This is a genomic window from Clostridium massiliamazoniense, from assembly GCF_001403635.1.
Classification (GTDB): domain Bacteria; phylum Bacillota; class Clostridia; order Clostridiales; family Clostridiaceae; genus Sarcina; species Sarcina massiliamazoniense.
Genome location: NZ_LN879466.1, coordinates 1 through 13,064 on the forward strand (window position 1 = coordinate 1; position 13,064 = coordinate 13,064).

A 13,064-nucleotide genomic window follows, 5' to 3' on the forward strand; every position below is an offset into this window, starting at 1 on the left:
GAAGGGATAAACGCTGAAAGCATCTAAGCGTGAAGCCCCCCTCAAGATAAGATTTCCCATAGAGTAATCTAGTAAGACCCCTTGAAGACTACAAGGTTGATAGGTCGGAGGTGTAAGCATGGTAACATGTTCAGCTGACCGATACTAATAGGTCGAGGGCTTGATCTAATAAATAGAATCACATATTTAGTGCAATTTTCAGAGAACAAATTCTCTAATCTGGTAATTATGTTTCTTAGGGTAACACCCGTTCCCATTCCGAACACGAAGGTTAAGCCTAAGAAAGCCAATGGTACTGCATGGGTGACCGTGTGGGAGAGTAGGTTGTTGCCAGGTCTAATGTTCCGCAGTAGCTCAAGGGTGGAGCACTCGGCTGTTAACCGATAGGTTGGAGGTTCGAATCCTCTCTGCGGAGCCAATTATAAAATTAAATTAATAAAATCTAGTGATTATGCTCTTTAGGGTAACACCCGTTCCCATTCCGAACACGAAGGTTAAGCCTAAAGAGGCCAATGGTACTGCATGGGTGACCGTGTGGGAGAGTAGGTTGTCGCTAGGTAAGATAAAGACTTAAAGATTTTCTTTAAGTCTTTTTATTTTTTTAAAATTAATTTAAAAAAATATTTGACAAAGAATTTTAAAAGTAGTATAGTTTATTTGTAGACACCCCCCTAGGGGGAGGTCAATGAACAGAAGAAGGTGAAAATAATGAGTGAAACTTATAGGAAGGAAACTTATAAGGTTGAGGGTATGAGCTGTGCAGCTTGTGCAACATCAATAGAAAAAGTTTTAGGTAAACTTGATGGTGTGGAAAATGCAGCAGTTAACTTTGCAGCAGAAACTGTAACAGTTAATTATGATAGTTCAAAAACTAAATTTGATATAATGCAAGAAAAATTAAATAAACTTGACTTTAAACTTAAAAATGAAAATTTAAAGAAAGAAAGTTATAAAGTTGAGGGGATGAGTTGTGCAGCTTGTGCAACATCAATAGAAAAAGTTCTAGGAAAGCTTGACGGTGTAGAAAAAGCAGCAGTTAACTTTGCAGCAGAAACTGTAACAGTTGAATATGATAATTCACTGGTTGGGTTTGATAAAATGCAAGAGAAGTTAAATAAGCTTGACTTTAAGCTTAAAAAGGACAATAAGGAAGTTACATATAAAGTTCAGGGAATGACTTGTGCAGCCTGTGCAACTTCTATTGAAAAGACATTAAAGAGAATGGATGGTATAGATGAGGCGGCAGTTAATTTGGCTACAGAAACTGTAAAGTTCTCTTATGATGTTGATAAAGTAAGAATAAGCGATGTAAAAGCTAAATTAGCAAAATTAGATTTTATATTAGTTGAAGATACAGATTCTAAGAATAAAGAAGCTGTAGATGGGAAAGAAAAAGAAGTAAAGGAAATGAAAAATAGACTTATTTGGTCTAGTATATTTACAGCACCAGTATTTATTATTGCTATGTGGAATATATTCGCAGCAAGTTCTTTACCTTCTTGGATAAATCCAAATACAAGTCCATTTACATTTGTTTGGGTTGAATTCATATGTACATCAGTTGTAGTAGGTGTAGGCTGGAAATTCTTTAAAGTTGGTATTAAGAGTTTATTTGCAGGTAGTCCTAATATGGATACATTAATTGCTATAGGTTCTGGTGTAGCTTATATCTATAGTATATTTGCTTTATGTATGATGTATGCAGGGGATCTTAGTTATGTTCAAAATCTATACTTTGAAACAGCAGCAATGATACTTGCGTTAATTACTTTAGGTAAGTACTTCGAAGCCTTAGCAAAAGGTAAAACTTCAGATGCTATTAAACAACTTATGGAGCTTGCTCCAAAAACAGCTGTTATATTAGTTGATGGAAAAGAACAAGAAATTTCTATTGACGAAGTTAGAGTTGGAGACTTAATTGTTGTTAAACCAGGTGAAAAATTCTCAGTTGATGGAATAGTAGTTGAAGGTACTACTTCAGTTGAAGAAAGTATGTTAACTGGTGAAAGTATTCCAGTAGAAAAGAAAATTGGAGATGAAGTTTTCGGAGCTAGTATTAATAAAAACGGTAGAGTAGTTTATGAAGCTACTAAAGTTGGTAAAGATACAGTAATATCTCAAATAGTTAATTTAGTTAAAGATGCTCAAGGAACAAAGGCACCAATCGCTAAAACAGCAGACATTATCGCAGGTTACTTTGTACCAGTAGTTATTACTTTAGCAGTATTAGGTGCTATAGGTTGGTTTATAGCAACTAAAGATTATAAAAAATCATTAGAAATATTTATAGCAGTTATAACAGTAGCTTGTCCATGTGCTTTAGGATTAGCAACACCAACAGCTATAATGGTTGGTACTGGTAGAGGAGCTGAAAATGGCGTACTTATAAAAGGTGGAGAAGCTTTAGAAGCAGCTCAAGGAATTCAAGCAGTTGTATTTGATAAAACTGGTACTTTAACAGAAGGTAAGCCAGTAGTAACAGATATAATAACTGAAGGCTATGATAAAGAAGAAATATTAGCTATAGCAGCAGCAGCAGAAAAAGGTTCAGAACACCCACTTGGTGAAGCTATAGTAAATTCAGCAAAAGAAAAAGGTTTAGCTGAAAAAGAAATTAAAGATTTTACTGCAATTCCTGGTAAAGGTATTGAGGTTAAAGTTGAAAATAAAGTTGTATTCTTAGGAAATAAAAAACTTGTTGAAGATCAAGGTGTTAAATTAGGTAAATTTGAAGATAAATCTAATACTCTTGCAGAGCAAGGTAAAACACCAATGTACATGATTATTGATGGTAAATTAGAAGCTATAATAGCTGTTGCAGATACAGTTAAGAAGACTAGTAAAAAAGCTGTTGAAGAGTTAACAAAAATGGGAATTGAAGTTGTTATGTTAACTGGAGATAATGCAAGAACAGCAAAAGCAATTGCTAGAGATTTAGGAATTACAAGAGTATTTGCAGATGTAATGCCTAATGAAAAAGCTGATAAAGTTAAGGAAATCCAAGCTGAAGGTAAAAAAGTTGTTATGGTTGGTGATGGTATCAACGATGCTCCAGCATTAGCTTTAGCAGATGTAGGTATGGCTATTGGATCAGGAACAGACATAGCAATGGAAACAGCTGATATAGTTCTTATGAGAAGTGATATTATGGACGTTGTAGGTGCTATAAAACTAAGTAAGGCAACAATTAAAAATATAAAAGAGAGCTTAGGCTCATCAGTAGTTTATAACTGTATAGGTATTTTAATAGCTTTAGGAGCTCTTAGAATATTTGGAGGTCCATTACTAAATCCTATGATAGGAGCTTTAGCAATGAGTTTCAGTTCTATATCAGTTCTACTAAATGCTTTAAGATTAAAAAGATTTAAAGTTAATTACGAAGCATAATAATTAAACAAAAAAATGTAAAGACTTATACGAACCATTAGGTTTGTATAAGTTTTTCTTTTTTTCAAAAGTAATACTAAAATTGAGAAATCTAAAATATAAAATATATAAGGAATATATTAGAACGTTAAACTAAATAGTTTATGGATAGAGTAATTTTTAGGGAGTGTAAATATGATAGAGGTATTTAATTCTAAATTTGAGTATCCAGAGTTTACTAAGGAAATGAAAAAGGATTATACCATATTAGTACCAACAATGTTGCCTATACATTTTAAATTATTATCTAAGTTATTCAAAGAAAATGGATATAACATAGAAGTTTATGAAGCGGATAATCATAATGCATTAAGTGAAGGACTTAAGAGTGTTCACAATGATATGTGTTATCCTGCCCTCATCGTTATAGGGCAGATGATACAAGCTTTAAAGAGTGGAAAGTATGATATTAATAAAACAGCCCTTATAATGAGTCAAACAGGAGGGGGATGTAGGGCATCTAATTATATACATCTTTTAAGAAAAGCTTTAAGAGATAATGATATGGGCTTTGTACCTGTTATATCACTAAATGCTTCAAAACTTGAAAAACATTCTGGTTTTAATTTGTCTCCAATTTTACTAAGTAAGTTAGCATACGCTGCTTATTATGGAGATTTAATTATGATAATATCCAATCAATGTAGACCTTATGAAGTTAATAAAGGAGAAACTGATGAAGTAATAAATAAAGTTGTAGATAAATTAATTGAGGAGTTTAGAGGAATAGGATATTTAAAATTAGGAAAAATAAATAAATATATCCTAAATGAATTTGAAAAGATAAATAGAAGTGATGAGGAAAAAGTAAAGGTAGGTATTGTTGGAGAAATATATATGAAATATTCTCCAGTTGGTAATAATAATCTCGAAGAATTTTTGTTAAAGGAAAATTGTGAGGTTGTTATGTCAGGAGTTTGTGATTTTTTCTTGTACTGCCTATCAGAAGGAGAAATAGATAGAAGATTATATAATATGAATACCTTCACTAATTTTGGAAAGGAAAAGCTTTATTCTATTGTAAAAAGAATGCAAAAACTTATGATATCTTCAATAAAAAAACACGGTATTTTTAGAGCACCAACACCTTTTGATAAGGTAAAGGAATTAAGAAATGATTATATTGGTGAAGGAGTAAAAATGGGAGAAGGATGGCTTATGACAGCAGAAATGATAGAGTTAATAGATAGTGGTATTAATAATATTGTTTGTGCTCAGCCTTTTGGATGTTTACCAAATCACATAGTTGGAAGAGGAATGAATAGAAAAATAATGAATAAACATCCTAATGCTAATATTGTTACGGTAGATTATGATCCTGCATCTACTAAAGTAAATCAGGAAAATAGAATAAAGCTTATGTTGTCTAATGCAAAAATGCTTAATTTATTAAAGTAAAGATGAAAATATAAATAATGTTATTATTTTAGAAATTAAGGAATTTAACTATACAATTAGTTAAAAAAGAGATTTTTTATTAATAAGGTACGAAAAAAAACAAATTCTTATTAATAATATAAAATATTTTTAAAAATCAGAAAAGTAAAGAAAATAGTAAAATTAAAATGGAAAGAGTTAATTCTTACTATTTGTATGGATTTAAACTTGTATAAAATAACAATTAATTCAGTTAAGATTATTAGAAAAAATTTAAAGAATAATTATTTAAATTTATTAGACCATGATTAAAAATCTTTAACTGAATTTTTAGTTAGTTCTATCTAGAGAGGAAGTTAGTAATAGAAAATTTGAAAAAATAGTATATTGCAGTAACTGGCTAGATAAATTTCTATGTCTAGGTTTATATGTTTATTAGATATAGATAATATATTTTAATGAATTTCAATGAATTTATCTAAGGAATTCATGGAATTTAAAAATAACAACAAAGAAAAAGCTGTAGAGAGAGGGGATTTAATATTGTCTTACAAAATAGGTATAGATGCTGGATCAACAACGGTAAAGCTTTTAGTTAGAGATGATGAAAATAATGTAGTTTACCAAAGTTACGAAAGGCATTTTTCAAAAGTTAGAGAATTAATTTTAAAGGAATTAAAGTCAATAGAGAACATTATAAAAGGAAAAGAGTTAAAAGTGGCTATCACTGGATCAGCAGGATATGGTGTTTCTAAAGAAACAGATATAGATTTTGTCCAAGAAGTTTTTGCTACAACATTAGCAATTAGAAAAACTTTACCTGATGTTGATGTTGCAATTGAACTTGGTGGAGAAGATGCCAAGATAATCTTTTTAACAAATGGTTTTGAGGAAAGAATGAATTCTAGTTGTGCAGGAGGAACAGGGGCATTTATAGATCAAATGGCACATTTATTAGATGTAACAGGAGAAGAATTAGATGCACTTAGCTTAAAGCATGAATCTCTTTATCCAATAGCATCTAGATGCGGAGTTTTTGCAAAAACAGATGTTCAACCACTTTTAAATCAAGGTGCGAAAAAAGAGGATATAGCAGCAAGTATATTCCAATCAGTGGCAGATCAAACTATTGGAGGACTTGCACAAGGTAGAGAAATAAAAGGAAAAATATTATTTTTAGGTGGACCATTAGATTTCTATGAAGGCCTTAGAGATAGATTTAGAGAAACTTTAAAGCTTGATGAAGAACATGCTGTTTTACCTGAAAATGCAAAGGTATTTGTTGCTTTAGGAGCATCAATTTATGCTGGAGAACAACAAAAATCATATAAATATGAGGATATCATAAATGTATTAGAGGATAAATCTAATAGAATAAGAACAATAAATATAATCCCATCATTATTTGAATCAGAAGAGGATTATAGAGAATTTAAGGAACGTCATGATAAAGCATCAGTTGCATTTAAGGATATTAGTGAGTATTCAGGAAATGCATACTTAGGAATTGATGCTGGTAGTACAACAACAAAAATTGTTTTATTAGATGAAGAAGAAAATATAATTTATGAATACTACGCTTCTAATAAGGGGAATCCAGTAGAAGTTGTTAGAAGACAGCTTGTAGATATATATGAGAAATGTGGAGATAGAATTAAAATAAAGGGAAGTTCTGTAACAGGTTATGGTGAAGAACTTATAAAAAATGGATTTAATATAGACTTTGGAATAGTTGAAACTATAGCTCACTTCTTAGCTGGTAAGCATTTTAATCCAAAAGTTGACTTTATCCTTGATATTGGTGGTCAGGATATGAAATGCTTCAAAATTAAAGATGGTGTTATAGATAGCATAATGTTAAATGAAGCATGCTCAGCTGGATGTGGATCATTCATAGAAAGTTTTGCTAATCAAATGGGCTATGATGTTAAAGAGTTTGCTAAATTAGGATTATTTGCAGAAGGAACAGTTGAATTAGGTTCTAAGTGTACAGTATTCATGAACTCATCTGTAAAACAAGCTCAAAAGGATGGGGCAACTATAAAGGATATATCAGCTGGATTATCTGTAAGTGTTGTTAAAAATGCTTTATACAAAGTTATACGTGTAAGAAATCCTAAAGATTTAGGTGAAAATATACTTGTTCAAGGTGGAACAATGTATAATGATGCTATTTTAAGAAGTTTTGAAATGGAGCTTGGAAGAAATGTTGTTAGACCAAACATAGCTGGTCTTATGGGTGCTTATGGTGCAGCTTTATATGCTAAAGAAAATATAGGAGCAAAGGAAACATCAACTTTAAAGAGAGAAGATATGGAAGAATTTAAACATAGTTCTAAGAGTGCTAGATGTGGACTTTGTACAAATAGATGCAACTTAACTATTAATATATTTGGAGAAGGTGCAAATAAAAGATTTATGTCAGGTAATAAGTGTTCAAGACCAGAAGGAAAGGGCGAACAAAAACATTTACCAGACGTATATCAATATAAATATGATTTTATAAGAGGATTAGAATACAAGGAAGGTAAAAGGGGGACTGTAGGGTTACCTGTAGCTCTTAATTACTATGAAACTTTACCTTACTGGGTTGAATTTTTCAAAACATTAGATATTTCAGTAGCAATATCAGATCCATCATCAAAGAAGCTTTATGTAAAAGGTCAACATACTATACCATCAGATACTGTATGTTATCCTGCTAAGTTAGTGCATGGTCATATAGAAAGTCTATTAGAAAAAGGTGTTAATAATATATTCTATCCATGTATGACTTACAATGTAGATGAAGGATTAACAGATAGTTGCTTCAACTGTCCAATTGTTGCATATTATCCAGAACTTATAAATGGTAATGTACCTTCACTTGAAAGTAGACACTTTATGTATCCTTATTTAATGCTTGGTAATGAAAAAAGCTTAGTTAAAAGTTTATATAAAGAATTAAGTCCAGTTTATGAAGGGCTTACAATGGATATGATAAAGGAAGCAGTAAATAATGCTAATAAAGCCTATGAAGCTTTCAAAAATTCTGTAAGAGAAAAAGGTAAAGAAGCTATAGAATATGCAAGAACTAATAATTTACCAATAATAGTTTTAGCGGGAAGACCTTATCATGTTGATGAAGAGATAAACCATGGTATCCATAAGGCTTTAACATCCTTAGGAACAGTAGTTATAACAGAGGATTCAATATCATCAGTTGAACATAATCCGAGAGTAAAAGTTCTTAATCAATGGAGTTATCAAGCTAGACTTTATAGTGCAGCTGCATGTGTGGCTAAGAATCCAGATATGAATTTAATACAACTTGTATCATTTGGATGTGGAACAGATGCTATAACATCAGATGAGGTTAAGGATATATTAGAGGAAAACGGAAAAGTTTATACACAAATAAAAATTGATGAAACAAACAATTTAGGAGCAGCAAAAATAAGATTAAGAAGTATGTTAGAAGCTGTTGCACAAAAGGAAAAAGCTAAGGTCAAGGAGGTATAGTAACAATGATTGAGATAAAGGATAAAAACTATGTAGAATTTACTAAAGAAATGAAAGATGAATACACTATATTAGCACCAACAATGTTACCAATTCATTTTAATATGTTTTCAAGAATGATGGCTACACAAGGATATAAGCTAGAGTTCTATGAAGGAGATGTAAGTAGTGCATTAAATGAAGGTTTAAGAAGTGTTCATAATGACATGTGTTTTCCTGCATTAATAGTAGTAGGTCAAATGTTACATGCTTTGAAAAGTGGAGAGTATGATCCTAATAAAACAGCATTAGTTTTAAGTCAAACTGGTGGTGGATGTAGAGCATCTAACTATATTCCAATGTTGAGAAGAGCTTTAAAAGAAAATGGATTTGAGCAAGTACCTGTTATTTCAGTTAACCAAGGTGGTGAAACACATTCAGGGCTTGTACTGACTCCAGATTTTCTTCTTCAAGTTGCCTATGCTATTTTATATGCAGATTTCATAATGTATATTTCAAATCAATGTAGACCATATGAAATTAATAAAGGTGATACTGAGAAGGCTATAGAAGAGGCTACAGAATTAGTTCTAGATTCTTTAGAAAATAAAAAGTATTTAAAAACAAAGGTTTTATATACAGAATTAATAGAAATCTTTAATAATATAGAAAAGTCAGATGAGAAAAAACCTAGAGTAGGAATAATGGGAGAGATATTTATGAAATATTCTCCTATTGGAAATAACCACTTAGAAGAATTTTTACTAAGTGAAGGGTGCGAAGTTGTTGTACCTGGAATAATGGATTTTTGTCTTTATTGTTTAAATGATGCAAAGATGAATAAAACATTATATGGAATATCAGATATGTCAGCAGGTGTAAAATTAATGATGACAAACCTAATTGAAGGAATGCAAAAAACAATGATTTCAGTTATAAAGTCTAAAAGTAATTTTACAGCTCCAGCATCATTTAAGCACTTAAAGGAATTAGTAAATGGATACATAAGTGAAGGAATGGTTATGGGAGAAGGATGGCTTGTAACTGCAGAGATGTTAGAATTTATAGATATTGGAGTTAATAATATAGTTTGTGCACAACCATTTGGATGTTTACCAAACCATATAGTAGGTAAAGGGATGAACAGAAAGATATTATCAAATCATCCTGAAGCAAATATAGTTACTATTGATTATGACCCATCATCATCAAAGGTAAATCAAGAAAATAGAATAAAGTTAATGTTAGGTAGAGCAAAAATGGCTGAATTATTTTAAATTCAAGAAACTTGTTTCTAAGTGGCGAATAGTTGACTATTTAGTATTAAGTTTTAATTTAAAAGGATGTATCTGATTTTTGATACATCCTTTAACTTTGGAAAATTAATATTCATATAATAATTAATTTAAGTAATATTCTAATATTTATAAATTAATTATAAGTAAATGGAGAATTTTAACTTATATAGATAAGGTTCAAAAATCTATGTGAATTAGATTTAAGTTTATTTTAAGGAATATTATTAAAAATATTGACAAAGTATAATAAAAAGAGTATTCTTTAATTAAAGACACCCCCTATGGGAGGGGGTGGGGAGGTGGAAAGTTTGACTGAAGAAAAGAAAAAAGCAATACAATGCTTAAAAACTGCTAGAGGGCAAGCTGATGGTATATTAAAAATGATTGAAGATGAGAGATATTGTATAGATATATCTTATCAAATAATGGCAGCACAAGCTTTACTAAAGAAAGCTAATAAATATATTTTATCATCTCACTTAAAAAGTTGTGTTAAAGATGCACTTCTAAGTGAAGAGGATAAAGATGAAAAAATAGAAGAGTTAATAAAGGTATTAAATACTTTAATAGATAAATAATTGAAATAAATAATCGAGGGGAAAAAAATGAATAAAGAAGTTTTAGTGTTAAGAGATTTAAAAAACGTTACTTACAATTTCTCTGATATTAAAGAATTGATATCTAACATAGAAGGTATTGAAGAAATATCATTAGAGGGAAATAATGCTACTATAACCTATGACCAAAGAAAGACATCTCTTAAAGAGGTATCTAAGATTCTAAGTCAAAATGGATATAATAACAACTATGAAGAAAAGTATAAAAGTTACACTTATGATATAGAAGGTATGAGTTGTGCAGCTTGTGCAACTTCAATTGAAAGGGTATTAAGAAAAGTTGAAGGCGTAGATTTAGCAAATGTAAATTTTTCTACTGAAACCTTAAAAGTTAATTATAATGAGGAAAAAGTAACTTTTGAAGAAATAAGTAAAAAGTTAGAGAAGTTAGATTTTAAACTTATTAAGGAAAGGGAAGAAAAAGAAGAAAATGGCAATGAATCTGAACTTTCAAAAGTTAAAAAGCGATTTGTTTTTTCAGCCATATTTACAGTTCCCATATTTCTTATAGCCATGCTACCAATGGTAGGAATACCGCTACCAAGCATAATAAATCCAACAGAAAACCCAGAAATAAATATAACTATTCAAATGATATTAGCAACTATTGTGGTGTGTTTTGGATATGAATTTTATAAGGTTGGGTTTAAAAGTTTAATAGCTGGTAGTCCTAATATGGATACTTTAATTGCCATAGGGTCCTCAGCGGCTTACTTATATAGTCTCTATGCAATGTTTAATGTTTTTAGAGGAAATGAACATTATATACATTATCTTTACTTTGAAACATCAGCAATGATATTAGCATTTATAAGCCTTGGAAAATATATGGAGGCCATAGCAAAAGGAAGAGCATCTAATGCTATTAAGAAGCTAATGGATTTAACTCCTAAAATGGCTACTATATTAATTGATGGTGTTGAAAAAACAATTCCAGTTGAGGAAGTTGAAATAGGAAGTAAAATTATTGTAAAACCAGGAGACAGGATACCTGTTGATGGTGAAATAATAGATGGTGCAAGCTCAGTTGATGAAAGTATGTTAACAGGAGAAAGCATTCCAGTTGAGAAGTCAAAGGGAGATTCTGTTTATGGAGCTAGCATAAATAAAACAGGAAGATTTATTTATAAAGCTACCAAGGTTGGGAAAGATACCTTAATTTCTCAAATAGTGAATCTTGTTAGAGATGCTCAAGGAAGCAAAGCACCAATTGCTAGAATGGTAGATGTAATATCAGCATATTTTGTTCCAGTAGTTATAGGTTTAGCTCTTGTGAGTTCAATAGGTTGGTATATAGCAGAAGGAAATATTCAATTTTCTTTAGAAATATTTATAGCTGTTCTTGTTATAGCTTGTCCTTGTGCTTTAGGATTAGCAACTCCAACAGCTATAATGGTTGGAACAGGAAGAGCAGCAGAAAAAGGAATATTAATAAAAGGTGGAGAAGCTTTAGAACTAACTCAAGCTGTAAATACAATAGTTTTTGATAAGACAGGAACTATAACAGAAGGAAAGCCTGTTGTAACAAATATAGTTACAGAAACTATGAGCGAAGATGAAATTTTAGCTATAGCTGCTTCCGCAGAAAAGGGTTCTGAACATCCATTAGGTAAAGCAATTGTAAATGAAGCTGTAGATAGAGGAATTGATTTTAAAGCCATATCTGAATTCAAAGCTTTATCAGGGATGGGAATAGAAGCTACTATAGATAGTAAAAAAATATATATAGGTAATAAAAAGCTTCTACAGGATATAAATATTAAAGTTGAGAATTTTAAAGAGGTATCAGATAGATTAGCAAATGAAGGCAAAACTCCTATGTTTATTGTTGTAAATAATAAGCTAGAAGGAATAATAGCTGTGGCAGATACTATTAAGAAAAATAGTGCAGAAGCCATAAGACAGTTAAATGAAATGGGCTTAGAAGTTGTAATGTTGACTGGAGATAATAAAAAAACAGCAGATGCTATTTCAAAAAATCTCAAGTTAAACAGAGTAATATCTGAAGTGCTACCAGATGAAAAGGCTGATAAAATAAAAGAAATCCAAAGAGAAGGTAAAAAGGTAATAATGGTTGGTGATGGAATAAATGATGCACCAGCATTAGCTTTAGCAGAAGTTGGTATAGCCATAGGATCTGGAACAGATATTGCAATGGAGTCAGCGGATGTAGTGTTAATGAAAGATGATTTATTAGATGTTGTTGAAGCAATAAATCTTAGTAAAAGAACTATGAAAATTATTAAACAAGGATTATTTTGGGCCCTTATTTATAATGTAATAGGAATACCTATAGCTATGGGGTTATTCCATATATTTGGAGGACCACTTTTAAATCCTATGATAGGAGCCTTAGCCATGAGTTGTAGTTCAGTATCTGTAGTATTAAATGCTTTAAGATTGAAATTAAAGTAGTAAAAATTATTGCCATAACAAGGGGCCTTGTACCTTGTCCTATGAAATGCTTATTAAGCAAAGAAAAAATCAAATCAATAAATTACATTTTCAAAAAAATATATAAAGGAGTGTTACAAATGAAAAAAACAATAATTATCGAAGGTATGTCATGTGGAAACTGTGTTAAACATGTTACTAAAGCTTTAAATGGAGTAGATGGATTAGAAATAATCGAAGTTGAAGTTGGTAAAGCTGTAGTTGAAGGAGATGCTTCAGATGCAGTTATAACTGAAGCTATAGAAGACTTTGGTTTTGATGTAAAATCAATCGGTTAATTTAAATTGAAAAGTACCTTACATTACTAGAGGTTAGTGGTGTAAGGTACTTTTTTGTTTGCTTTTTTTATTTAGTTTAATTACTAAAGGAGTTATTTCGATATCGTTGAAATAGAAATAATAATTTAATATAA

Annotated in this window: 7 protein-coding genes, 1 tRNA gene and 3 rRNA genes; all 11 read left to right on the plus strand. The window is 30.6% G+C overall.

Going from position 1 to position 13,064, the window contains the following annotated elements:
* Positions 1-168: ribosomal RNA gene (locus ARA19_RS01095) — 23S ribosomal RNA — on the plus strand; the annotation flags it as partial.
* 50 nt (positions 169-218) lie between these two features.
* A 5S ribosomal RNA gene (gene rrf, locus ARA19_RS01100) occupies positions 219-336 on the plus strand.
* A 7-nt stretch (positions 337-343) separates the two neighbouring features.
* Positions 344-418: transfer RNA gene (locus ARA19_RS01105), tRNA-Asn, on the plus strand.
* Between the two features lie 23 nt (positions 419-441).
* A 5S ribosomal RNA gene (gene rrf / locus ARA19_RS01110) occupies positions 442-559 on the plus strand.
* A 149-nt stretch (positions 560-708) separates the two neighbouring features.
* Positions 709-3,387 carry a heavy metal translocating P-type ATPase gene (locus tag ARA19_RS01115; protein WP_055069120.1) on the plus strand — a complete coding sequence of 893 codons (2,679 nt, stop codon included), beginning with the start codon at positions 709-711 and terminating at the stop codon, positions 3,385-3,387.
* A gap of 177 nt (positions 3,388-3,564) precedes the next feature.
* Positions 3,565-4,824 (plus strand): 2-hydroxyacyl-CoA dehydratase, encoded by a 1,260-nt coding sequence (locus ARA19_RS01120; protein ID WP_055069640.1) that lies wholly within the window; start codon positions 3,565-3,567, stop codon positions 4,822-4,824.
* A 522-nt stretch (positions 4,825-5,346) separates the two neighbouring features.
* Complete coding sequence (locus tag ARA19_RS01125; RefSeq protein WP_084764217.1) at positions 5,347-8,304, plus strand: acyl-CoA dehydratase activase; 2,958 nt, start codon at positions 5,347-5,349, stop codon at positions 8,302-8,304.
* Positions 8,305-8,309: 5 nt separating this feature from the next.
* Positions 8,310-9,560, plus strand: a complete 1,251-nt coding sequence (locus ARA19_RS18070) for a 2-hydroxyacyl-CoA dehydratase (protein ID WP_055069122.1) — start codon at positions 8,310-8,312, stop codon at positions 9,558-9,560.
* A gap of 329 nt (positions 9,561-9,889) precedes the next feature.
* On the plus strand, positions 9,890-10,159 hold the full coding sequence (locus tag ARA19_RS01135; RefSeq protein WP_055069641.1) for a metal-sensing transcriptional repressor: 270 nt from the start codon (positions 9,890-9,892) through the stop codon (positions 10,157-10,159).
* 27 nt (positions 10,160-10,186) lie between these two features.
* The gene (locus ARA19_RS01140; protein WP_055069123.1) at positions 10,187-12,613 is read left to right on the plus strand and encodes a heavy metal translocating P-type ATPase; all 2,427 of its coding nucleotides are present in this window, start codon (positions 10,187-10,189) and stop codon (positions 12,611-12,613) included.
* 119 nt (positions 12,614-12,732) lie between these two features.
* A complete protein-coding gene (locus tag ARA19_RS01145; protein ID WP_055069124.1) occupies positions 12,733-12,930 on the plus strand; it encodes a heavy-metal-associated domain-containing protein in 198 nt (65 codons plus the stop codon).
* The last annotated feature ends 134 nt before the right edge of the window (positions 12,931-13,064 follow it).